The 23,986-nt window shown below is 72.8% G+C and carries 18 protein-coding genes; 14 read left to right on the top strand and 4 right to left on the bottom strand.

Going from position 1 to position 23,986, the window contains the following annotated elements:
• The first annotated feature begins 41 nt into the window (after positions 1–41).
• The 5 genes from AC4OXY_RS42955 (at position 42) to AC4OXY_RS42935 (ending at position 6,060) form a co-directional block, all read left to right on the top strand.
• Positions 42–1,049, top strand: a complete 1,008-nt coding sequence (locus AC4OXY_RS42955; RefSeq protein ID WP_362823023.1) for a Ppx/GppA family phosphatase — start codon at positions 42–44, stop codon at positions 1,047–1,049.
• Positions 1,050–1,135: 86 nt separating this feature from the next.
• Positions 1,136–2,104 carry an ABC transporter substrate-binding protein gene (locus tag AC4OXY_RS42950; RefSeq protein WP_491992417.1) on the top strand — a complete coding sequence of 323 codons (969 nt, stop codon included), beginning with the start codon at positions 1,136–1,138 and terminating at the stop codon, positions 2,102–2,104.
• Positions 2,101–3,681 (top strand): ABC transporter permease, encoded by a 1,581-nt coding sequence (locus tag AC4OXY_RS42945; RefSeq protein ID WP_356034087.1) that lies wholly within the window; start codon positions 2,101–2,103, stop codon positions 3,679–3,681. Before AC4OXY_RS42950 ends, AC4OXY_RS42945 begins: the two co-directional genes overlap by 4 nt.
• The gene (mdlC, locus tag AC4OXY_RS42940) at positions 3,678–5,285 is read left to right on the top strand and encodes a benzoylformate decarboxylase (protein ID WP_356034084.1); all 1,608 of its coding nucleotides are present in this window, start codon (positions 3,678–3,680) and stop codon (positions 5,283–5,285) included. The genes AC4OXY_RS42945 and mdlC overlap by 4 nt, the downstream gene beginning before the upstream one ends.
• A gap of 4 nt (positions 5,286–5,289) precedes the next feature.
• Entirely contained in the window at positions 5,290–6,060 is a 771-nt protein-coding gene (locus AC4OXY_RS42935) for an ABC transporter ATP-binding protein (protein WP_376292153.1), read from the top strand.
• A gap of 43 nt (positions 6,061–6,103) precedes the next feature.
• On the opposite strand, the gene AC4OXY_RS42930 is transcribed toward AC4OXY_RS42935, so the two are convergent.
• The 3 genes from AC4OXY_RS42930 to AC4OXY_RS42920 all read right to left on the bottom strand — a co-directional run bounded on the left by AC4OXY_RS42930 (position 6,104) and on the right by AC4OXY_RS42920 (position 10,987).
• Positions 6,104–8,737 carry a WD40/YVTN/BNR-like repeat-containing protein gene (locus AC4OXY_RS42930; RefSeq protein WP_491992416.1) on the bottom strand — a complete coding sequence of 878 codons (2,634 nt, stop codon included), beginning with the start codon at positions 8,735–8,737 and terminating at the stop codon, positions 6,104–6,106.
• Positions 8,738–8,847: 110 nt separating this feature from the next.
• On the bottom strand, positions 8,848–9,939 hold the full coding sequence (locus AC4OXY_RS42925; RefSeq protein ID WP_376292339.1) for a GNAT family N-acetyltransferase: 1,092 nt from the start codon (positions 9,937–9,939) through the stop codon (positions 8,848–8,850).
• Between the two features lie 193 nt (positions 9,940–10,132).
• Positions 10,133–10,987, bottom strand: coding sequence for a helix-turn-helix transcriptional regulator (locus tag AC4OXY_RS42920; protein ID WP_356034073.1), 855 nt, complete (start codon positions 10,985–10,987; stop codon positions 10,133–10,135).
• A gap of 168 nt (positions 10,988–11,155) precedes the next feature.
• Here AC4OXY_RS42920 and AC4OXY_RS42915 point away from each other — a divergent pair, with 168 nt between their 5' ends.
• The 9 genes from AC4OXY_RS42915 to AC4OXY_RS42875 all read left to right on the top strand — a co-directional run bounded on the left by AC4OXY_RS42915 (position 11,156) and on the right by AC4OXY_RS42875 (position 20,463).
• Positions 11,156–11,911: an SDR family oxidoreductase gene (locus tag AC4OXY_RS42915; RefSeq protein WP_491992415.1), complete on the top strand. Its 756-nt coding sequence runs from the start codon at positions 11,156–11,158 to the stop codon at positions 11,909–11,911.
• Between the two features lie 67 nt (positions 11,912–11,978).
• Positions 11,979–12,887, top strand: a complete 909-nt coding sequence (locus AC4OXY_RS42910) for an SDR family NAD(P)-dependent oxidoreductase (protein ID WP_491992414.1) — start codon at positions 11,979–11,981, stop codon at positions 12,885–12,887.
• A gap of 26 nt (positions 12,888–12,913) precedes the next feature.
• Positions 12,914–13,129 (top strand): tautomerase family protein, encoded by a 216-nt coding sequence (locus tag AC4OXY_RS42905; RefSeq protein ID WP_356034064.1) that lies wholly within the window; start codon positions 12,914–12,916, stop codon positions 13,127–13,129.
• Positions 13,130–13,170: 41 nt separating this feature from the next.
• Positions 13,171–13,587, top strand: coding sequence for a PaaI family thioesterase (locus AC4OXY_RS42900; protein ID WP_356034062.1), 417 nt, complete (start codon positions 13,171–13,173; stop codon positions 13,585–13,587).
• A gap of 283 nt (positions 13,588–13,870) precedes the next feature.
• Complete coding sequence (locus AC4OXY_RS42895) at positions 13,871–16,492, top strand: glycoside hydrolase family 31 protein (protein WP_491992413.1); 2,622 nt, start codon at positions 13,871–13,873, stop codon at positions 16,490–16,492.
• A 128-nt stretch (positions 16,493–16,620) separates the two neighbouring features.
• A complete protein-coding gene (locus AC4OXY_RS42890; RefSeq protein ID WP_376292166.1) occupies positions 16,621–17,829 on the top strand; it encodes a carbohydrate-binding protein in 1,209 nt (402 codons plus the stop codon).
• A gap of 114 nt (positions 17,830–17,943) precedes the next feature.
• A complete protein-coding gene (locus tag AC4OXY_RS42885) occupies positions 17,944–18,720 on the top strand; it encodes a polysaccharide lyase family 7 protein (RefSeq protein WP_356034058.1) in 777 nt (258 codons plus the stop codon).
• A gap of 103 nt (positions 18,721–18,823) precedes the next feature.
• Positions 18,824–19,285: a hypothetical protein gene (locus tag AC4OXY_RS42880; RefSeq protein ID WP_356034056.1), complete on the top strand. Its 462-nt coding sequence runs from the start codon at positions 18,824–18,826 to the stop codon at positions 19,283–19,285.
• 200 nt (positions 19,286–19,485) lie between these two features.
• The gene (locus tag AC4OXY_RS42875; RefSeq protein WP_356034054.1) at positions 19,486–20,463 is read left to right on the top strand and encodes an SMP-30/gluconolactonase/LRE family protein; all 978 of its coding nucleotides are present in this window, start codon (positions 19,486–19,488) and stop codon (positions 20,461–20,463) included.
• A 66-nt stretch (positions 20,464–20,529) separates the two neighbouring features.
• Here the strand turns inward: AC4OXY_RS42875 and AC4OXY_RS42870 are convergent, their stop codons facing one another.
• Positions 20,530–23,904, bottom strand: coding sequence for a pyruvate carboxylase (locus AC4OXY_RS42870; protein WP_491992412.1), 3,375 nt, complete (start codon positions 23,902–23,904; stop codon positions 20,530–20,532).
• Between the last annotated feature and the right edge of the window lie 82 nt (positions 23,905–23,986).

Here is a 23,986-nt window from a genome sequence, read left to right as displayed (position 1 = left end):
CCGTGACGGGTTTTTGACGGGGAAGTGGGTACGTCCCGGCCATGCGGTTGAGCGTGGTGGATGCGGGGTCGAACACCGTCCGGTTGGTGATCGCGGATGTGGAGGGAGGTGTTCCGCTGCCGGTGCACACGGTCAAGTGGAAGCTGCGCCTGTCCGAACACGTCGGTCCGGACGGCGCCATCGCCGACGAGGCGGTGGAGAGTCTGGTGCAGGCGGTGGCCGCGGCGGGGGCCACGGCCCGGCGCTGGCATGCGACGGGGCCGCTGGCCTTCGCTACGGCGGTGGTCCGCGGTGCCCCGAACCGGCTGGAGGTGCTGCGGCGGGTGGCCGCCGGAACCGGAATCCGGATGTGCACCCTGCCGGGTGAGACCGAGGCCGAGCTGACCTTCCTCGCGGCGCGGCGCTGGCTCGGCCTGCGCGCGGGCCCCCTGGCGCTGCTCGACATCGGCGGCGGGTCGCTGGAGGTGGCCTTCGGCCGGGGCCGGCTGCCCGACTTCGCCGCCTCGCTCCCGCTCGGTGCCAGGCGGCTCACCCGGGAGCACCTCGGTCTCCAGGATCCGCCGGGCCCGGCCGAGTTGAAGGAGCTGCGCCGCCGCATCCGGCACGATCTGCGGGACGTGGCCACGCGGATCCGCTGGGAGGCGCCGCGCACGGCGGCCGTCAGTTCCCGTACGTTCCAGCAGCTGGCCCGGCTGTGCGGGGCGGCACCCGGGCGCCACGGGCCGTTCGCACGGCGGGAGATGCGCTGCCGGGACCTGAGCGAGGCGGTGCGGACGCTCGCCGCGCTGCCCGCCGCCGAGCGGGCCCAGCTGCCCGGCATCTCCGCGCCGCGGGCCGAGCAGAGCCTGGCGGGGGCGGTCGTGGGCCACACCGCGCTGAAGCTCATGGGGCTGCGCCGGGTCGTCGTGCTGCCGTGGGCGATCCGCGAGGGTGTGCTGCTGCGCTACGTCGAGGACGGCGCCGACTGGTGGACGGAGGTCACCGGGGCCGCCGACGCCGCCCTCCTGCCCCCGGCGGCGACCCTGCGCATCGCGGGCCCGTCGGCGTAGCCGGGGCCCGCCGCCCACGTCACCCGACGGCAACGAATCGCGCCACCCTGTAGCGATCATGACAAATGAGGGGTAGGCATGCCCGTATGGCATTACGTCGATCACGATCGGGAACGAAACGCCTCGCCGCCCTCGTCGCCGCGGCGGCACTGGTCCTGGTGGGCTGCGACAGCGGCGGCACGTCGTCCGCCGGGGACGGGCGCGAGCGGCTGACCGTGGCGGCGCTGCCGCTCACCGACTCGGCCGCACTCTATCTCGCCCGGGACCGGGGGCTGTTCGCCAAGGAGGGCCTGGACGTGCGGGTCCAGCCCGTGCAGCAGAGCATCCAGGCGCTGCCCGCGCTGCTCAACGGCCAGGTCGACGCGATCGCGAGCGCGAACTACGTCACCTACTTCCAGGCGTACGAGAAGGGCACCCTGGACCTGCGGATCCTCGCCGAGGGCGTGCGGATCGCCCCGCACATGATGGACGTCCTCGTGCCCAGGGACTCGCACCTGACGTCGCCGGGGGACCTGGCCGGCAAGAAGGTCGCCGTCGCCGTCCTCAACAACATCCAGTCCCTCACCCTGAACGCGATCCTCGCCGCCCGGGGCGCGGGGCGGCCCGTCTACCGGCAGATCCTGTTCCCGCAGATGGGCCCCGCGCTGGAGCGCAACCAGGTGGCCGCCGTCCACGCGGTCGAGCCCTTCGACTCCGCGATCCAGGACCAGGTGGGCGCCCGGGTGCTGCTGGACGGCGGCTCCGGGCCGGCGGCGGGCCTGCCCGCCAGTGGGTACGTCACCACACGTGCCTTCGTCCGCGAGCACCCGAAGGCCGCCGCGGGTTTCCGGCGGGCGATCGAGGCGGCCTCGAAGCTCGCCGCCGCCGACCCGGACGCGGTGCGCGCGGAACTGCCGAAGTACGCCAAGGTGACGGCGCAGGAGGCCAAGTCCCTCCATCTGCCCGCCTATCCGGCGACCGCCGACGCGGCACAGCTGCGCCGGCTGATCCACCTCATGCGACAACAGGGAATGCTGACGAAGGACATCGATCCGGCGCCGCTGCTGGTGGCATGACCCGGCGTCAGGACCTGGCGCTCGGCCTGCTCGGCGCGGCGCTCGCCTTCGGGGTGTGCGAGGCGGTGTCCCGGGCCGGGATCGTCCGGCGCGACTATCTGCCGCCCGCCTCCGAAGTCCTCGTCCGCGCCGTGCGGTTGGCGGGTGACGGGACGTTCCTCGACGGGGTCGGGGCGACCCTGCGGGCCTGGGCGCTGGGCCTGGCCCTCGCCTGCGCGATCGCCGTACCGCTCGGGCTGCTGCTGGGCGCGGTGCCGGGGGTGGAGGCGGCCGTGCGCGCGGTCGTCGAGTTCCTGCGGCCGCTGCCCTCGGTCGCGCTGATCCCACTGGTGTCGCTGCTGCTCGGGTCGGGCACGCGGACCGAGGTGACGCTGATCGCGTACGCCTCGCTCTGGCCCGTGCTGTTCAACACCCTCTACGGCCTCGGCGAGACCGACCCGTTGGCCGGGGACACGCTGCGGGCCTTCGGTTTCGGACGGTTCGCGGTGCTGTGGCGGGTGGAGCTGCCAAGCACCGCCCCGTTCATCGCCGCGGGGCTGCGGATCTCCGCCGCCGTCGCCCTGATCCTGGCCGTGGCCACCGAGATCCTCTCCGGCTTCGGGCAGGGCCTCGGCATCTTCATCGCCCAGGCCCAGACCGCGACGGACGGCACCCTGGACGTCCTGGCCGCGGTGGTGTGGGCGGGCGGTCTCGGCCTGGTCGTCAACGGCGTACTGGTCGCCGCGGAACGGCGGTTGTTCGCCTGGGCGCGTGAACGCCGGGGCGTGGAGGGGCAGTTCGCCAAGGAGGGAGCCCGGCACGCCGCCGTCCCCGTGCTGTTGCGCTGGTCGGTGCTCCTCGGCGCCGTCGCCTGCTGGGAGCCGGCCGCCCGCGCGCGGGGCAGCGTCTACTTCCCGCCGCCGCTGCGCATCGTCCGGCACGCCCGCGACCTGTGGTTCTCGGGACCGGCCCGGCATCTCTTCCTCACCTCGGCCGCCGAGGACACGATCCTGCCGAGCCTTTGCCGGATGGCGGCCGGGTTCACGCTCGCGGCGGTCGCCGGAATCGCCCTCGGGCTCGCGGTGGGCCGCTCGCGGCGGGCGTACGCGCTGTGCGATCCGGTGCTCCAGTTCGCGCGGGCCGTCCCGCCGCCCGCGCTGGTACCGGTGTTCGTCGTGGTCTTCGCCCTCGGCACGCCCATGCAGGTGGCGTCGATCGCGTTCAGTGCCGTCTGGCCGGTGCTGGTCAACTCGGCCGAGGGCGCCCGCGCGACCGACCCGCTGCGGCTCCAGGCGGCGGCCGTGCTGCGGCTGACGGCGCCCGAGCGGCTCTGGTTCCTGATCCTGCCCTCGGCGCTGCCCCGGATCTTCGCGGGGCTGCGGCTCAGCCTGTCGCTGTCCCTGATCCTCATGGTGTTCTCGGAACTGCTGCCAGGCAGCGACAACGGCATCGGCTTCACCCTCACCGACGCGCAGACCCGCTCCGACCTGCTCACCGTGTGGGCGACGCTGGTCCTGCTGGGCGCGCTCGGCTTTCTCCTCAACTCCGGTCTGCTGGCGGTCGAGAAGCGGCTCGTCGGCCCAGGGAGGACGGCATGACGACGACCACGGTCCGCGAGGCGGTCGTACGGTTTCTGCGCGACACCGGTATGACCACGGTCTTCGGCAATCCGGGCTCCACGGAACTGCGGATGTTCCGCGACTGGCCGGACGACTTCACGTATGTGCTCGGCCTCCAGGAATCCGTCGCCGTCGGTATGGCGGCCGGACACGCGCTGGGCACCCGGCGGGCCGCGTTCGTCAGTCTGCACTCGGCCGGCGGGGTGGGCCACGCCCTCGGCGCGGTGTTCAACGCCTACCGGGACCGGGTACCCCTGGTGATCGTGGCGGGCCAACAGGCGCGCTCGCTGCTCCAGCTGCGGCCGTTCCTCGGCGCCGACGAACCGGCCCTGTTCCCGCGTCCGTACGTGAAGTCCGCCCGCCAGCCGGAGCGGGCCGAGGACGTGCCCGCCGTGCTGGCCGAGGCGTACCGGACCGCGATGACCCACCCGCGCGGGCCGGTGTTCGTGTCCGTGCCCGAGGACGACTGGGACCGCCCCGCCGAGCCCGTCCCGCCCCGCACGCTGCACACGGCGTTCACGGCCGCCCCGGACGCCCTCGCCGCGCTCGCCGGCCGGCTGGACTCCTGCGCCCGCCCGGCGCTCGTGGTCGGCCCCGGGGTGGACGACGAGGACGCGCTGGACGAGGTGCGGGTGCTGGCCGAGCGGCTCCGGGCCGGGGTGTGGATCAGCCCGCTCTCCGGCCGCTCCGGGTTCCCCGAGTCGCATCCGCTGTTCCAGGGCTTCCTGCCGCCGGTGGCCCGCCGGCTGGCCGCGCGCCTCGCGCCGTACGACGTCGTCGTGGCCCTCGGCGCGCCGGTGTTCACCTACCACGTGGCCGACGACGGTCCGCCGCTCGCGCCCGGCACCGAGCTGTTCCACCTGGACTGCGACGCCGGCCAGGCCGCGTGGCTGCCCGTCGGCACGAGCGTCGTCACCACCCTGCGGCCCGCCCTGGCCCGGCTCACGGAGCTGCTGAAGGAGTCGGACCGGGAACCCCCGCCGCCCCGGCCGGCCCCCGCCCCGGCAGCGGCGGACGCGCACATCACCCCGGAGTTCCTGTTCGACCTCCTGCGGGACCGGCTGCCGCGCGACCGGGTGCTCGTCGAGGAGGCGCCGAGCCACCGGGACGCGCTGCACGCGCGCGTGCCCGTCGATGCGGGCGGCGGCTTTCTCACCACGGGCAGCGGGGCGCTCGGCTGGGGACTGCCGCTCGCGGTCGGCCGGGCCCTCGCCGACCGGCGCCGGGTGGTGTGCGTGGTCGGCGACGGCTCGGCGCTGTACTCCGTGCAGGCGCTGTGGAGCGCGGCCCGGCACGCGGCCCCGGTCACCTATGTGCTGCTGGACAACGGCGGTTACGCGGCCGTCCGCGCGCTGGGCCGCCGGATCGGCATCGGGGGCGTCCCCGGCACGGACATCACCGGCATCGACTTCGCGGCCCTCGCCCAGTCCTTCGGCTGCCCGGCGGCCCGCGCCGAGGACCCCGGCGAACTGCCGGCCGCCCTGGACCGCGCGCTGGGCCGGGGCGACGACGCGGGCCCCTTCCTGCTGCACCTGCGGGTCACCGGCAGCGCGGGCACCCTGTACGAGCCGTGGGCCGGGTGAGGGGATGCTGCGCCTCGACGCGGTCAGCCGGCACTTCGGCGACCAGCGCGTCCTCGACGGCATCACCCTCACCGTGCCGGACGGACAACTCCTGTGCGTCGTCGGGCCGTCCGGCTGCGGCAAGTCCACGCTGCTGCGCACCATCGCCGGGCTGCTGCCCGTGCAGGACGGCACGGTCACGGTGGACGGCACAGCGGTGGCCGGGGTGCCGGACCGGCTCGCGGTCGTCTTCCAGGAGTACGGCCGCTCGCTGCTGCCGTGGCTCACCGTGCGCGACAACGTGGCGCTGCCGCTGCGCCGGCTCGGCCTTCGCCGGGCCGCGCGCCGCGCCGCGGCCGAGGCGATCCTCGACCGCGTCGGTCTGGCCGGGGCCGGGCGGCGCCGTCCGCCCGAGCTGTCGGGCGGGATGCAACAGCGCGTCGCCATCGCCCGGGCCCTGGTCTGCCGCCCCTCACTGCTGCTCATGGACGAGCCGTTCGGCTCGCTCGACGCCCGCACCCGGGAGGATCTGGAGGACCTGCTGCTGGAGGTGCACCGGGCCGACGGCACGACGATCGTGTTCGTCACCCACGACATCGACGAGAGCGTGTACCTCGGCGACCGCGTCGTCGTCCTCTCCCCCGGCCCCGGCTCCCGTGTCGTCCTCGACCTGCCCGTCGGACTGCCCGCCGACCGCGACCAGATCACGACGCGCGGCCTGCCCGCTTTCGTCGCACTGCGCACGGAGGTGGGCCGGGCGGTGCGCGGCCACGGCCAAGACGGCCGAAAGGGGTGACCCCGGGCCCGCCGGGATCACCCCTTTCTCCTTCACCGGATGCTCAGCGCAGGTCGCGCAGCTGCACGGTGTAGATCCCGCGGCCGTGCGTCGCGGCGTACAGCGTGCCGCCGTCCGGGCTCGCCTTGAGCTGGAGGACGGCGACGGCCGGCAGGCTGCCGACGCGCTGCCAGGTGGTGCGTCCCGGTGCGCGGTAGGCGACGCCCAGGTCGGTGGCGACGGCGAGGCCGCCGTCGGCCGTCAGCAGCGCGGAGTCGCTGGGCACGTCGGGCAGGTTCGCCGAGACGTCCTTCCAGGTGGTGCCGCCGTCGGTGGACTCGAAGACGTGGCCCACGCCCGCGCCGGGGCCCTCGGTCCAGGCCCGGGAGAAGCCGCTGACCGTGAGGAAGACGTGGTCGGCGTTGTGCGGGTCGACGGCGAAGCCGCTGAGGTACCGGTTCGGTACGGTTCCGTCGACGGGCAGGCCGATGTCGTGCCAGCCGGTGCCGTCCGCGTTGCCGACGGCGATGCCGCGGGCGAAGCCCTGGTTGTTGCAGGGGCCGCACCAGGCGGCGTAGACCTTCCCGCCGGAGGCGGCGACGGCGGTCGCGGTGCGGCCCTTGCCGAGGTCGTGGACGCTGGTCCACTCGGAGCCGCTGCGGATGGCGTAGCCGTGGGTCTGGACCCAGATGTGGCGGCCGCCCGCGACCCAGGTGCTGCCGTTCTTCAGGTCCGTGGTGAGCGGGGCGATGAAGCGGGCCTCGCTGGTGGCGTTGTCGGGCGGGGCGACGGAGTACGAGGTGGCCTTGGTCGGGTCGGTGGACCAACTGCCGTCGTTCATCGCGCAGTTCTGGGTGACCTGCACGGCGAGGTAGACGTACTCCTGGGCGATGTCGCACCCGTTGGCCGGATCGGTGAGCGTGTCGCCGCCGTCGCCGCCGAAGTCGGAGCCCATGACCGTGTCGTTGCCACGGAGGATGGACTGGCCGTTGTCCTGGAGGCCGCCGGTGACGGACACCCCGCCGTGGTCGAGGTCCTTGCCGATGCCGACCGAGTAGTACTGGAGGGTGTCGATGGTGCCGTCGTTGAGGGAGGTCCAGTCGGTGGCGTGGCCGGAGGCGTCCTGGGCGCCGTCGACCGGGCGTTTGTAGATGCCGCCGTCGTTGCCGACGTAGACGTAGGGCTTTCCGTGGTAGCTGCCGATGGCGACGCCGTGCTGGTCGGAGTGGGTGGTCTGGCTGCAGGACCCGGTCTGCCGGGAGGGGTCGATGCTCCAGCAGGAGAACGGGAAGTTCCAGTACGGGCCGACGGTCGACCAGGTGGTGCCGCCGTCCTTGGTCTCGTAGACCTCCTCCAGGCCCGCGTACAGGTGCTGCGGGTCGGCCGGGTCGACGGCGAGGAACTGGTTGTACCAGGCCTGGACGCCGGGCATGTAACCGGCCGTCGTCAGCGCGGAGTTGTCGGCGGCGAGGCCCTTGTAGTCGGCGATCTTCGTCCAGGGGCCGGTCGGGGAACCGGACGGGGCGACGTAGATGCCCTCCAGGCCGCTGTCGGGGTTGGTGCTGAGCTGCTGCGGCGACTGGTCGATGGCGTAGTAGCGGGAGCCGTCGGCGGAGCGGGCGAAGGTGACGTTGCCGACGTTCGCGGCGTCGGCCGGCAGGTCACCGAGGCCGCTGGTGATGCGGGTCCAGGCGCCGTTCACCCTGGTGTAGAAGCCGTTGTAGTCGTCGCCGCTGCGCCAGCCGACGGCCAGGACCACCTTGGAGGGGTCCTTGGGGTCGATGGCGATGTCGTTGGCGATGTTCTTGTACGGGGCCGCGGCGTCGTGGGCCTTGGACCCCTTCGGCAGGTAGTCGGGGTTGGGCGCGAACTCCAGCTTCCAGGGGCCGCGCAGGTCACCGGTGGAGTGGCTCCACACGCCCTCGCTGGTGGCCGCCCACACCCGGCCGCCGCCGAAGCGCAGCTCGTGGATGGTGGTGCTCTCCAGCTCGCTGCCGCCGACCCGGCTGCGGACGGAGAAGGCGCCGTGGTGGGGGTGGGTCAGGACGTAGACGCCGCTGCCGAGGTGGGCGTCGGAGTTGGTGGTGGCCTCGCCGGTGCCCAGCCACAGCCGGCCCGCGCCGTCGAGGGCCAGGGCGCCGGTGGACTGGGCGGGCAGTCGGTCGCTGATGGGCTGCCAGTGCCCGCCTCCGCTGCCAGAACGCCACACGCCGCCGCCGGCGCTGCCCGCGTAGACGTAGCCGTCGTCGTCGGCGGCCACCGCGGCCATCCGGCCGGTCACGTTCCCGGATCCGCCGCTGGAGTTGGAGTCGACGTCGCGGTAGCGCGGATCGTCGGAGTTGTAGGGCAGGTTCGTGATGTTGTGCCAACGGCCGCCCGCGCTGCGGAGGTTGGCAAGGCTGTTCCAGGCCGCGCCGTACGCGCCCGGTGCGACGACACCGGGCGAGGTGCGCGCCTCGGCGTACTGGTCCGCGCCCTCGGCGATCTCGTCCGCCTCGTTGCCGCCGTCCCCCGCCTCGTGCGGGGACGTGGCGCCCACCGACTGCACGCGTTCCTTGGCCAGTTGGGCGAGGACGCGGGCGCCGAAGGGGCTCGGTGAGCGCCCGGACGCGGCGGACGGGGGGATGGCGACGAGCGCGGCGGACGCCGTGAGCGCGCAGACGGTGAACCACCGTCTTCTGCGGGTCGGCACGGACACCAGGGACCTCCAGGAGCGTATCGACACTGACCGACGCTGGAGACCCGATCACGCGGACACGGAAACATCCGCCGCTTGGCAAAGTTTTGGCGAGAACCTGTCAGTAGCTGTCAGTGGCTGCCGTTCCGGCGGGTACGCAGCCTGCCGACCGTCTTGAGGAACTGGTCCGCCGGATCGCGCAGCCCGGGGTGGGCCAGCACCGTGTTGCGCAGGCCCCTGACCGGCCTGCGCCACAGCCGCTGGGCCATGGCCACCGGATGGGCGCGGGCCGCGAAGCCCTCCCCGACACGCAGGTCCCGGGTCTTGAGCCACTCCTTGTACTCCTTGTCGCCCCGGCCCAGGTCGACCAGGGTCACCCCCGCCCGCGCGGCCGCCTCGGCGGTGCGCAGGTGCATCATCAACCCCGGGGAGTAGTAGTGCAGTTCGGGGTCGTAGGCGGTGAACCAGGCGGCCAGTACGGTGCTCGACCGGGGGCCGAAGTGCGCGGCCACCGGGCGGTCGCCCGCGTACAGGACGGACAGCACCCCGGTGAAGTGCTCCTCGCGGACGTGGAAGAGATGGTCGACGAGGCCGACGATCCAGGGCCGCGAGAACCGGTCCATGCGGCCGGTCCTGCGGTACTGCGCGGACTTCCAGCGCATCAGGGCGCGCAGGATCTCGGGGTCGCGCTCGTCGAACTCGAACCGCACCTCGCCGATGTCGCGGCCGAGCCGCCGCTCCTTCTTCAGCGTCGTCTTGGCCAGCCCCGGATAGGTGGCCCGCAGCCACTCCGGATAGCCGCCGTCGCCGGGTTTCACGTCGATCACGGGCGAGGCGAAGGTGCCCGTGACGTGCGGCGCGAACGGCCGCTGTTCCTGCACGAGATGGTCGAACTCGAAGATGCTGAGCCCGCAGGCCCGCAGCAGCTCGTCCGTGTCCCAGGTGACCCCGGGCCGGTGCACGAGGGCCTGGCAGTCGGACAGGCCGAGCCCGATGGCACGGCCGGTGCCCAGCGGCCCGCGCTCGTAGGGGAGGAAGCCGGCCGGCTCCCCGCCCTCGCGCAGCACCGCGATCCGCGCGCCGCCCCGGAAGAGGCCGACACCGGCCGCGAACTCCGGTGCCAGAAAGGGATTGGCGTACTCGGGCGACTCGTCCATCGCGCGGTGCCAGGCGGCCCGCAGCTCGGGCGTCAGCTCGCCGGGTCTGTGGTTGGTGATCTCCATGACGGATCGTGAAGCACGGCTGATGGATCGCATGCGCGACCGCTCCCCCCATGACGCGCCGGGCGCGTCCTGCCATTCGTACCGTTGTCTGCGTCCCCACCGCGTGCGACTGCCCAAACCGCGCGAAACAGTACGCACGCCCTCAAGGGTGCCCCAGGCGACGGACGGTCCGCCATGGGTCTGCGGACATCGGTCAGGACTCCACCCCGGTACTCAGGTCCTGCGTGCCGATGACCGAGAGCAGTTCCAGCTGGGCGTGTCCCTCGGTGCCGGGCGGAGCGCTGAACCACAGCAGCCGCTGCCGGCCGTCCTCGCTGAAGAGGTTGTGGCAGTCCAGCTCGATGACGCCGAGCGCGGGGTGGACGATGCGCTTGTGGTCGGTGCGGCGCAGGGCCACCTCCCGCCGCTCCCACAGCTCGGCGAACTCCGTGCTGCGCCGGCGCAGCGCCGCCACCATCCGGGTCACGTCGGCGTCCTTCGCGCGCCGGGCGGCGACGGCCTGGAGGTCGGCGGTGAAGACGCGGGAGTGGTGCGGATGGTCCTCGGCCGGATACAGGCCGCGGGCGGCGGGGTCGGTGAACCAGCGGTAGACGAAACTCCGCTCGGGCCCGCGTCCGGCGGGCATCGCGCCGAGCAGCGCCACGGCGAGCGGGTTCTGCGCGAGGGGCTCGTGCAGATCGGTGATGACCTGGGCGGGGGTCGTGGTGAGCCGGTCCAGCAGGCCGAGCAGGGCGGGCTGGACGAGTGCGGTGGGGCCGCCGGCGGCGAGCGCCGGCGGGCGGTCGGCGAGATGGAAGAGGTGGTCGCGTTCGTCGCCGCTGAGCCGCAGGGCGCGGGCGAGGGCGGCCAGGACCTGCGCGGAGGGCTGTGCGCCCCGGCCGCGCTCCAGCTCCGTGTAGTAGTCGGCGGACAGTCCGGCCAGCTGGGCGACCTCCTCGCGGCGCAGGCCCGGCACCCGGCGGCGGGGTCCCGCGGGCAGGCCGACGTCGGCGGGGCGGACCCGGTCGCGCCGGGACTTGAGGAAGGCGGCCAGCTCTGCGTGGTTCACGCCCTCCATGGTCGCGCCCGCCGCCCCGCGTATCCAGGGGTTGCCGACCCCAGGGTGAGCGCAGCCGTGGCTGCTCCGGGCACGACGGCGCACGGTGGAGTCACCGAGCAGGTCACCGACCGGGGGCGACGCCCTCAGCGACTGACGCCCTCAACGACTGGAGATCTCATGTCCACCGAAGCCACCGCCCCCTCGACGCCCCGCGTCGCCGTCGTCACCGGAGGCTCGCGCGGCATCGGCCGGGCGACCGCGCTCCGGCTCGCCGCCGAGGGACACGCCGTGGTGGTCGGGTACGCCGGCAACCGCGAGTCGGCCGAGGCCGCTGTCGCGGAGATCACCGCGGCCGGCGGCCGCGCGCTCGCCGTGCGCGCCGATGTCGCCGACGAGCGGCAGGTCGCCGCGGTGTTCGAGGCCGCCGCCGAGGAGTTCGGCGGGGTGGACGTCGTGGTCCACGCGGCGGGCCGGATGTATCTGGCGCCGATCGCCGAGCTGGACCTCGCGGAGCTGGACGCGCTGCACCGCACCAACGTGCGCGGCACGTTCGTGGTCGCCCGGGAGGCGGCTCGCACGCTGCGCCGGGGCGGCGCGTTCGTCGGGTTCTCCAGCTCCGTGGTGGGCCTGGCGTTCCCGTCCTACGGCGCCTACAGCGCGAGCAAGGGCGCGGTCGAGGCGCTGACCCTGGTGCTGGCGCGCGAGCTGCGCGGCCGGGACGTCACCGCCAACACCGTCGCGCCGGGCCCGACGGCCACCGATCTGTTCCTGGACGGCAAGGACGAGGCGACCGTCGCCGCCCTGGCCGCCCAGTCCCCGCTGGAGCGCCTCGGCACGCCCGAGGACATCGCCGGGGTGGTGTCCTTCCTCGCCTCCCCGGCCGGCCACTGGGTCAACGGCCAGGTGGTCCGCGCCAACGGCGGCATCATCTGATCCCCCCCTCACCCCCGGCCCATCCCCCTGTCTCCCCCACCCCCACTCCCACCCCCAGCGAGGCATCATGACGACCGACACCCCCCGGACGATCCTGGTCACCGGCGCCTCCAGCGGCTTCGGCGCGCTCACCGTGCGCGCGCTCGCCGACGCCGGTCACACCGTCTACGCGGGCATGCGCCACACGGCCGGCCGCAACGCGCCCGCCGTGGCCGCCCTGGAACGGTACGCGGCCGGACACGGCGTGTCCCTGCACGCGGTCGACCTGGACGTCACCTCCCAGGGCGGCGCCGACACGGCCGTGGCCCGGGTGCTGGCCGAGCAGGGCCGCCTGGACGTGGTGGTGCACAACGCGGGCCACATGGTCACCGGGCCCGCCGAGGCCTTCACTCCCGAGCAGCTGGCGGACCTGTACGACGTCAACGTGCTGGGCGCCCAGCGCGTGAACCGAGCCGCCCTGCCCGCACTGCGGGAGCAGGGGGCGGGACTGCTGGTGTGGATCGGCAGTTCCAGCACGCGCGGCGGCTGCCCGCCGTTCCTCGGGCCGTACTTCGCGGCGAAGGCGGCGATGGACGCGCTGGCGGTCTCTTACGCCGGCGAGCTGGTCCGGTTCGGCATCGACACCGCGATCGTCGTACCGGGCGCCTTCACCTCCGGCACCAACCACTTCCTGCACGCCGGCACCCCCGCCGACACCGGCCGCGCGAACGCCTACGACGAACGCTACGGCGCCCTCCTGGCGGGGCTGGACGAGCGCCTCGCGGCGCTGGTGCCGCCGGACGCGGACGTGCCGGAGGTCGCCCGGGCCGTCGTACGGCTGGTGGCCCTGCCCGCCGGCCGGCGCCCGCTGCGCACGCATGTCGACCCCTCCCGGGACGGCAGCGAGGTCGTCTCCGCGGTCGCCGACCGTGTCCGCGCCGACTTCTTCCGCCGCGTGGGCCTCGACGACCTGCTCACCGCCGGAAGTTCCCTCTGATACACCGTCATCGAAGGAGAAACACCATGCCGTTCGCGAATTTCAAGGTGCCCGCCGGAAGCCTGGACGAGCAGCAGAAGGAGCTGATCGTCACCCGCGCCACCGAGCTGTACGTCGAGATCTACGGAGAGCGGGCCCGCGCCGCCACGATGGTCCTGGTGGAGGAGGTCGCCGACGGCGGCTGGGGCATCGGGGGCGGCGTACTGACCCTGGCCAAGCTCCAGGAGACGGCGCAGGATTGACGACCGGCCGATGTGATCCGTTGCGCGAAAGGCGGTATGCCATGTCACCCGTCCCCCAGCCCGCCGACCTGCTGGCCGCGATGCCCTTCGCGGCCGGCCTGGGCATCGAACTGCGCGAGGCCACGGCCGAGCGGGTCGTCGGCGCTCTGGCCTGGTCCCCGCAGCTGTGCACGGCGGGTGGTGTGCTGCACGGCGGGGCGCTGATGGCGCTGGCCGACAGCGTCGGGGCGGTGTGCGCGTATCTGAATCTGCCCGAGGGGGCGTCCGGTACGTCGACGGTGGAGTCCAAGACCAACTTCCTGCGGGCGGTGGCCTCCGGGCACGTGCACGCCACGGCCCGGCCCCTGCACCTCGGCGGCACGCTGCTGGTGGTGCAGACCGATCTGCGCGACGACCGGGACCGGCTGGTCGGCCAGACGACGCAGACCCAGATCGTGCTCCGGAAGAACACCGCCTGAGGCGGCCCACGAACGACCCCGCCGGGAAGGCCGGCCCCCGTCCACGAGGGGGCCGGCCTTCGTCATGCCCGCCCCGCGTTCCGTACCGCGCTCTTGACATGAACCTGCGCCACCCTTGAGGCTTCGTGCTTGAAGTTGCTCGATTGGAGCTCATTTCAAGCGTTTCCGAGCACCATTCGGCGCGTCATCCGCACGAACAGTCAGTCCGCAGTGCTGCGAGGGGAGCTGTTCCGCCGTGCACAGACCGCAAAGACCGCGAGGACTGGAAAGACCGCGTCACCGTGTGCCCTGGCCGGCCTGGGTACCGCTGGGGCTGGCGACCGCCCTGGCGGCGACCGTGCTCACCGGCCCGGCGCCCGCCCAGGCCGCCGCCTCCGCCTCCGGCGCCCTGCTGGACACCGCCCACAGCAGCGTCAGCTGGCAGAGCCCGGTCTACGCCAAGGGCACCGGCGGCGGCACCGAGAGCTGCCCGGCCGCGGGCAGCGACCCGGACGACAAGGTCTGCGACCGCTTCGACCTCACCGTCTCGGTGCCGGCCGGCTACTGGGACGACAACCCCGAGGGCGGCGTTCCGCTGTCGATCACGTGGGCCAAGCCCTCCGACGACTTCGACCTGTACGTCTACGACGACCAGGGCAAGCAGGTGGCGTCCAGCGCGGGCACCGCCGACCCGGAGGCCACGGTGATCCCGCGGGCGTCGGGGACGTACCACGTGCTGGTCGTGCCGTACGACGTGCACGACAACTCCTTCACGGGCACGGCGTATCTGCCCGCGACCACGGACGCCGGCGACCTGACCTCCTTCTCGGGCGGCGACGGCAGCTACACGGTGCGGGCCGGGCGGCTGACGGCGCGGGCGGACTTCCTGACGAATGGTCAACTCCGGCTCCAGGCAGATCCGTCCGGCTCGCTGAGCGACCCGGCGGGCACCGCGATCGTGCGCAAGGAGCCCGCGCTCCAGCGGCACACCTCGTCCTTCGACGCGGGCGACTACTACGGCGTCCGCTCGCCGCAGGCCGTACTGCGTGTGTACAAGAAGCCGTTGCGCTTCGGTCTGTACAGGCCGGACAACCGCACCCGGATCTGGCAGGAGGACAAGCCGCTGCGCTGGTCCACCGGCGGGATGCGGCAGAGTCTCACGCGCGGGGCGGACGAGCAGTTCTTCGGCGGCGGCGAGCAGAACGGCAGTTTCTCGCACCGGGGCCGGACGATGTACGTGGCCAACAGCTTCGACTGGGACGAGGGCGGCTACAACAACTCCCAGCCGTTCTACCTCTCCAGCGCGGGCTACGGCGTCCTCCGCAACACCTTCGCGCCCGGCGTGTACACCTTCGGCCAGCCGGTCACGACCGGTCAGCAGGAACGGCGCCTGGACGCCTACTACTTCCTCGGTGACGCCAAGCAAGTGATCGGAAAGTACACGGCGTTGGTCGGCAGGCCGTTCATGCCGCCGGTCTACGGCCTCGAACCCGGCGACTCCGACTGCTACCTGCACAACGCCAACCGGGGCGAGCGGCACACCCTGGACGCGTTGAAGGTCGCCGACGGGTACACGCAGCACCGGATGCCGCTCGGCTGGATGCTGGTCAACGACGGCTACGGCTGCGGGTACGAGAACCTGGAGCAGACCGCGAAGGGCCTCCAGGACCACCACGCCCAGCTCGGCCTGTGGACCCAGGACGGCATCGACAAGCTCGCCGACCAGGTCAAGGCCGGTCAGCGGGTGGCCAAGCTGGACGTGGCCTGGGTCGGCAACGGCTACAAGTTCGCCCTCGACGCGTGCGACGCGGCGAAGAAGGGCATCGAGGACAACAGCGACGCCCGCGGATTCGTGTGGCTGCCGGTGTCCTGGGCGGGCGCGCAGCGCTGCGGGGTGCTGTGGAGCGGCGACCAGAAGCTGTCGTGGGACTACATCCGCTGGCAGATCCCGGCCTACGCCGGGGCGACGATGTCCGGCATCGCGTACGACACCGGCGACGTGGGCAGCATCTACCGCCACGACCCCACGATGTACGCCCGCGACCTCCAATGGAAGGCGTTCCTGCCGGCCATCATGACCATGGACGGCTGGGCCACCGACCTCACCACCAAGAAGCCCGCCGACCAGCAGCCCTGGCTGGACGGGGAGCCGTACACCTCGATCAACCGGAAGTACCTCCAGCTCAAGGAGCGGCTGCTGCCGTACATGTACACCCTGTCCGCCGAGGCGGCGAAGACCGGGGTGGGGGCGATCCGGCCGCTGTGGCTGGAGTACCCGGACGACCCCAATACCCTTTCGGATCAGGCGAAGTACGAGTTCCTGTCCGGCCCCGACTTCCTCGTCTCTCCGGTCTACCAGGACTCGGACACCCGCGACGGCATCTATCTGCCGAAGGGCACCTGGACCGACTACTGGACGGGCCGCACCTACCAGGGTCCGACCACGGTCAACGGCTACCACGCGCCGCTCGACACGCTCCCGCTGTTCGTGCGCGAGGGCGCGGTCGTGCCCATGTGGCCGAAGGGAACGACGAGTTGGCAGACCCGGGACCGGCACGAACTGGACTGGGACCTGTACCCGGCGGCCCGCGGCACGAGCCACTACACGCTGTACGAGGACGACGGCGTGACCCGTGACTTCGCCAAGGGCGCCGCGGCCGCCCAGCGGGTGTCCCTGCACGCCGACGGCAGGGGCACGACCGTCTCGGTGGGCGCGAGCGAGGGCGACTACGCGGGCAAGGTGGACGCCCGTGCGTACCGGTTCACCGTGCACGGCGCCGCGGCGCCCGCACGCGTCCTGCTCGACGGCCGTCAACTGCCCGCGTCCGCCTGGTCGTTCGACCCGGACACGCACGTCACGACGATCAGCACGGCGAGCCTGCCGCTCGACCGCGGGTTCACGGTGCGACTGGTCGACGGCAGGTAAAGGAATCGTATGGTCTAGTCCAAAGAGCGCGCTGGTCTAGTCCAGCTTATTGACGTGGCCGCAACAGCTCCCGGAGGGTGGGGCTCCCCGCATGGGGACTCCCCACCCCCACCCTCTGGAGGCACGCAGTGAAACGGCTTCGCGCATGTCTGGGCGCGGCGGCGGCCGTCACCCTCGCCGCCGCCGGCACGACCGCACTCGTCGCGGGCAACGCCTCGGGCGCGACCACCGCGCTGAGCAACCGCTGGTACGCCGCGGCCCCGTATCTGATGCCGCTGGACAACGACCCACCGGACCCGTCCGCCATCATGGACGCGACCGGCCTGAAGGCCTTCCAGCTGGCGTTCGTCCTCGCCCCCAACGGCGGCGGCTGCTCGCCGACGTGGGGCGGCACCGCACCGGTCTCCTCCGACACGGCCGTGCAGTCGATGATCAACACCATCCGCGGCAAGGGCGGGGACGTGTCGGTCTCCATCGGCGGCTACGGCGGCACGAAGCTCGGCCAGGCCTGCGCCGACCCCGCCGCCACGGCGGCCGCCTACCAGCAGGTCATCACCAAGTACGGCCTGCACGCCATCGACTTCGACCTGGAGGAGCCGGAGTACGAGAACACGGCGGCGATCCACAACGAGATCGGCGCGGCCAAGATCCTCCAGCAGGACAACCCGGGACTGTACGTCTCCGTGACGACGGCCGGCACCGCGGACGGCACCGGCTGGTTCGGCAAGCAGATGCTGCTGGAGGCCAAGTCCCAGGGGTTCACGCCGAACAACTTCTCCATCATGCCGTTCGACGGCGGCTTCAACGGCGCGGCGAGCCAGACCAGCGCGCTGACCAACTTCAACGCGATCCTCCAGTCGACCTTCGGCTGGGACCAGGCGACCGCGTACGCCCACGAGGGCTTCTCCGGCATGAACGGCCGCAGCGACACCGGCGAGATCTTCAGCCAGGCGGACTTCCAGACCGTGCTGGACTACGCCACGAGCCACAACATGGACCGCTTCACGTTCTGGTCCCTGAACCGCGACCGGCAGTGCAGCCCGCCGGACAACGGGGGCCGCACGTCCGGCACCTGCTCCAGCGTGGCGCAGGGCGACTGGGACTTCGCGAAGTACTCGGTGAAGTTCGCGGGCGTCACCCCGCCGACCACCACACCGACCCCCACGCCGACCCCGACGCCCGGCTCCTGCAAGCCGGCGTGGAACGCGTCGACGGCGTACACGGGCGGGGACGAGGTGTCGTACGGCCAGCACGACTGGAAGGCCAAGTGGTGGACCCAGAACGAGGTGCCCGGCGCCTCGCAGTGGGGGCCGTGGCAGGACGAGGGCGCCTGCTGAACCTCTTGACGGGTCTGGTCCGGACCTCTAGCTTCTCGGGTCACCAGCGACCAAGTATGCGGCCACTGTTCATACACATGAACAGTGGCCGCATACCGGCCCGAAGGGACCCCCATGACCCGAGCACGACTCCTCGCGGTACCGGCCGCCGCGGGTCTCGCCCTCGCGCTCGCCCTCCTCGGCAGCCCCAGCGCGCTCGCCGCCGATCCGCATGTCGCCCCCGGCGGCAACTTCGACCTGTCCGTGTGGCAGCTTCAGGAACCCGTCGGCTCCCCGGGCAGCCCGACCACCATCCCCTCGTCCCGGCTCCAGGGCGCGAACGGCTACCAGGACGCGTACTTCTACACCGACACCCGCGACGGCGCGATGACCTTCTGGGCGCCCGAGAAGGGCGTCACCACCCCCAACTCGAACTACGCCCGCTCCGAGTTGCGCGAGATGAACCGCGACGGCAGCGCCGCCGACTGGGCGTTGTCCGGCGCGCACAGGATGAGCGCGACGCTGCGCGTGGTGTCGGTGACGAAGAACGTCTGCGTGGGCCAGATCCACCTCGGCAGCGGCGGCTCGTCCACCAAGCCGCTGCTGGAGCTGTACTACCGCGCGAACGGCGACATCGTGCTCGGCACCGAGAACTCGCCCTCCGGCGGCCAGACCTCGCACGCCGTCGGACATGTTGCGATCGGGAAGACCTGGAGCTATACGATCGCGGTCTCCGGTGGGAACACGATCGACCTGACCGTCAACGGGACGACCACCCACTACCCCGTCGCGTCGTCGTTCCAGCAGTACAAGCAGTACTTCAAGGCCGGTTCCTACAACCAGTCCTCCTCCGACAGCACCACCGACGGCGCCCGTGTGGCGTTCTACGCACTGACCGTGAAGCACGGCTGAACACCGCCGCCACGCCGTCCGACCTGCGCGACTGGTGCAAATGGCCGTACGGTCGTAGCGTCGAGTGGACGCGGTCGGACACAGCACAACGGTGGGAGCGGCCATGCGCGGATCAGTGGTGGGAACGGCGGTGACCCTGGCGGCAGGAACCCTGCTGACAGCGGCGATGACGACGGCGTCGGCCAGCGTGCCGACCACGGCCACGACACCGGTCAGGGCGAGGCCCGGGCAGCCCGTACTCGTGGACTGCTTCTTCCACCGGAACGTCCGCCCGAACGACTTCATCCTGGCCTGCGGCGACGGCAACAGCCGGCTGACCGGACTCCACTGGACCCAGTGGGGTCCGGACGGGGCGAAGGCCGTCGGCGTCAACATGGTCAACGACTGCAAGCCGTACTGCGCGGCCGGCACCTTCCGCGCGTACCCGGTCGTCATCCGGCTCAACGGCGAGCAGGCCTGGAAGAAGCACCCGTACTTCCTGCGCTTCGCGAACCTCAGCCTGACCTACCCCGGCGCCCGGCCGGACACGTTCAAGCCGGTGATGAACTACCCGCTCTGGGACTGACACTCCGGGACCGATGCCCGGGTGAAGGCCGCACAGCCCGGCGACCGCAGCGGCCGTCACCCGGGCGCGCCGCTCGGCGCGGCGGGTGCTGAGCCGCGCGGGCGATCCCGCGGCCCGGCGGCCGCCCCGGCGACCGGCGCAGCCGCATGGTGGTGTGACCCCGCACGCCGGCGCCCGCGCGCCGTCCCGAGAGAGGTCACATGCCCCGACTCCCCCGCCTGGCCGGTGCCGCCACGGCCGCGCTCGCGTCCGGCGTGATCGCGGCGGCGCCCGCGACCGGCACCGAGCCGGTCGTCACCGACGCCCGCATCACCGCCCACTTCGGCCTGGCCGCCGGACAGACGCCCGACAACATCGCGCTCGAACCCGACGGCTCCGCCGACCTGACCCTCGCCTACGCCCGGCAGATCGCCCATGTCACGCCCGAGGGCACGACCCGGATCAGCGCGACCCTGCCGGCCGTCACCCACCCGGACACCCCGCTCGTGCACCAGGCCGTCGTGACCGGCATCGCCCGCGCCCACGACGGCACGCTGTACGTCAACTACGCGACCGGCACGAGCAGAACGGGCATCTGGCGCCTCGCCCCCGGCGAGGAACCCGAGCAGATCGCCCAGTTGCCGGCGAACGGCTATCCCAACGGCCTGGCCCTCGACGAACGCCAGGGCGTGCTGTACGCCGCCGACTCGGTGCTCGGCACCGTTTGGCGCGTCCCGCAGCAGGGCGGCCCGGCCACCGCGTGGGCCCGGGACACGGCGCTCAAGCCGCTGACCGGCCCCTCGGCGAGCGGCTGTGGCGTCAACGGCCTCAAGGTGCACCGCGGTGCCGTGTGGGTGTCGAACACCGACCGCGGCACGCTGCTGCGCATCCCCGTCGGCCAGGGCGGTTCCGCGGGCCGGGCCGAGACCCTGGCCCATGGGCTCGACGGCATCGACGACTTCGCCTTCACGGGCTCCGGACGCACGGTGGTGGCCGCGCTCAACAAGGCCAACCAGGTGGTCCTGGTGCGCCGCGACGGATCGCGCACGGACGCCCTCGGGCAGCGGGACGGGCTGTCCAACCCGGCCTCGGTCGCCGTACTCGGCCGGATCGTCTACGTGCCCAACGCCGCGTACTTCACACGCAAGGACCCGAACCTGCTCCTCGCACGGCTCCGGGAGCGCGGCGACCGGCTGTAGCCGCGCCGGAGACACACCTGCGCCGCGACCGGCAGGGCATCCGGTCGCGGCGCATCCGTGTACGGGTCAGCCGAGTTCGACGAGCAGGTCCCCGCCCTCCACCTGCTGGATGCGGTTGATGGCCAGCCGGGAGACGCGGCCCGCCTTCGGCGCGGTGATGGTGGCCTCCATCTTCATCGCCTCGATCGTGGCGACCGTGGCACCGGCGGCGACCTCGTCGCCCTCGGCCACCGCGAGGGTCACCACACCGGCGAACGGCGCCGCCACGTGGCCGGCATTGGCGCGGTCGGCCTTCTCCGTCACCGGCACGTCCGAGGCGGCCGCGCGGTCGCGGACCTGGATCGGGCGCAACTGGCCGTTGAGCGAGGACATCACGGTGCGCATGCCGCGCTCGTCGGCCTCGCCGACCGCCTGCAGTTCGATGAGCAGCCGGACGCCGGGCTCCAGGTCGACGGCGTACTCCTTGGCGGGGCGCAGGCCGTAGAAGAAGGCCTTGCTGTCCAGCACGCTGGTGTCGCCGAAGGACTGCCGGTGGGCGTCGAACTCGCGCGTCGGGCCGGGGAACAGCAGCCGGTTGAGCGTCGCCCGGGTGTCCTTCGCGAGCCCCTCGCGGTCGTCGGCGGACAGCTCGGGCGCGGGCTTGGGCTCGCCGCGGCCCTTGAGGGCCTTGGTGCGGAACGGCTCGGGCCAGCCGCCGGGCGGGGTGCCCAGCTCGCCGCGGAGGAAGCCGATGACCGAGTCGGGGATGTCGAACCGGTCGGGCGTCTCCTCGAAGGCGTCCGGGGAGACCCCGGCGCCGACCAGGTGCAGGGCGAGGTCGCCGACCACCTTGGACGACGGGGTGACCTTCACCAGGCGGCCGAGGATGCGGTCGGCGGCGGCGTACATCGCCTCGATGTCCTCGAAGCGGTCGCCGAGGCCGAGCGCGACGGCCTGGGTGCGCAGGTTGGACAGCTGGCCGCCGGGGATCTCGTGGTGGTAGACGCGGCCGGTCGGGGAGGCGAGGCCCGCCTCGAACGGGGCGTAGATCTTGCGCACGCCCTCCCAGTACGGCTCCAGGTCGCCGACGGCCTGGAGGTCGAGGCCGGTGGGGCGCTCGGAGTGGTCGGTGGCGGCGACGAGCGCGGACAGCGACGGCTGCGAGGTGGTCCCGGCCATCGAGGCCACCGCTCCGTCGACCGCGTCGGCGCCCGCCTGGATCGCGGCGAGGTACGTGGCGAGCTGGCCGCCCGCCGTGTCGTGGGTGTGCAGATGCACCGGCAGGTCGAACTCGCGGCGCAACGCCGAGACAAGCTTCGCGGCGGCCGGGGCGCGCAGCAGTCCGGCCATGTCCTTGACCGCGAGGACGTGCGCGCCGGCCTCGACGATCTGCTCCGCGAGGCGCAGGTAGTAGTCGAGCGTGTAGAGGCGCTCCGACGGGTCGCCCAGGTCGGCGGTGTAGCAGAGGGCGACCTCGGCGATCGCGGTGCCGGTCTCGCGGACGGCCTCGATGGCGGGCCGCATCTGGCCGACGTCGTTGAGGGCGTCGAAGATGCGGAAGATGTCGATGCCGGTGGCGGCGGCCTCCTGCACGAAGGCGTCGGTCACCTCGGTCGGGTACGGGGTGTAGCCGACGGTGTTGCGGCCGCGCAGCAGCATCTGCAGACAGATGTTGGGTACGGCCTCGCGCAGCGCGGCCAGCCGCTCCCAGGGGTCCTCGGCGAGGAAGCGCAGCGCCACGTCGTACGTCGCGCCGCCCCAGCACTCCAGGGAGAGCAACTGCGGCAGGGTGCGGGCGACGACCGGGGCGACCGCGAGGAGGTCCTTGGTGCGCACGCGGGTGGCGAGCAGCGACTGGTGGGCGTCGCGGAACGTGGTGTCGGTGACGCCGAGGGTCGGCGACTCCCGCAGCTGCCGGGCGAAGCCCTCGGGGCCGAGGTCGACCAGGAGCTGTCGGGAGCCGGCCGGGGGCTCGCCGGCCGGGAGCGCGGGCAGCTTGGTGACGGGGTCGAACAGGTCGGGGCGTTCGCCGTGCGGCCTGTTGACCGTCACGTCGGCGAGGTAGGTGAGCAGCTTGGTGCCGCGGTCGGCCGAGGAACGCGCGGTGAGCAGGTGCGGGCGCTGCTCGATGAAGGACGTGGTGACCCGGCCCGCCTGGAAGTCCGGGTCGTCCAGGACGGCCTGGAGGAAGGGGATGTTCGTGGCCACGCCGCGGATGCGGAACTCGGCGACGGCACGCCGGGCGCGGCCCACGGCCGCCTTGAAGTCCCGGCCCCGGCAGGTCAGTTTGACCAGCATCGAGTCGAAGTGCGCGCTGATCTCCGTGCCGGCGTGGGTGGTTCCGCCGTCGAGGCGGATGCCGGAGCCGCCCGGGGAGCGGTAGGCGCTGATCCGGCCGGTGTCCGGGCGGAAGCCGTTGGCGGGGTCCTCGGTGGTGATACGGCACTGCAGGGCGGCGCCGCGCAGGGTGATGGTGTCCTGGGCGAGGCCGAGGTCGGCGAGGGTCTCGCCGGCGGCGATGCGCATCTGGGTCTGGACCAGGTCGACGTCGGTGACCTCCTCGGTCACGGTGTGCTCGACCTGGATGCGCGGGTTCATCTCGATGAAGACGTGGTTGCCGTCGGGGTCGAGGAGGAACTCCACGGTGCCCGCGTTGCGGTAGCCGATCTCGCGGGCGAAGCGGACGGCGTCGGCGCAGATGCGGTCGCGCAGGGCCGGGTCGAGGTTCGGCGCCGGGGCCAGTTCGATGACCTTCTGGTGGCGGCGCTGGAGCGAACAGTCGCGCTCGTACAGGTGGATGACGTTGCCCGTGCTGTCGGCGAGGATCTGCACCTCGATGTGGCGCGGGTCCACGACGGCCTTCTCCAGGAAGACGGTCGGGTCGCCGAAGGCGGAGGCGGCCTCGCGGGAGGCGGCCTCGATGGACTCGCGCAGCTGGGCGCGGTCCTCCACCCGGCGCATGCCGCGACCGCCGCCGCCCGCCACCGCCTTGACGAAGACGGGGAAGCCGATCTCCTCCGCGGCCCGCACCAGTTCGTCCACGTCGGTGGTGGGCTGGGAGGAACCGAGCACGGGCACGCCCGCCGCCCGGGCGGCGGCGACCGCGCGGGCCTTGTTGCCGGTCAGCTCCAGGGTGGCGGCGTTCGGGCCGACGAAGGTGATGCCCGCCTCCTCGCAGGCGCGGGCCAGTTCGGGGTTCTCGGACAGGAAGCCGTACCCCGGATAGACGGCGTCGGCGCCCGCCCGGCGGGCCGCGCCCACGATCTCCTCGACGGAGAGATAGGCCCGCACCGGGTGCCCGGGCTCCCCGATCTCGTACGCCTCGTCGGCCTTCAGCCGGTGCAGCGAGTTGCGGTCCTCGTGCGGGAACACGGCGACGGTGCGCGCCCCGAGTTCGTAGCCCGCCCGGAACGCGCGGATCGCGATCTCTCCACGGTTGGCGACCAGCACCTTGCGGAACATCCTGGAATCCCTTCGGCTGCCTGTCGGGCGACGAACACCACGGTGTCTGCCACGCCTGCCGTTCCTCGCGGCAACCCTAGGG

It is taken from the genome of Streptomyces sp. HUAS MG56, from assembly GCF_058673395.1.
This window is presented reverse-complemented; position numbering and strand designations above follow the sequence as displayed.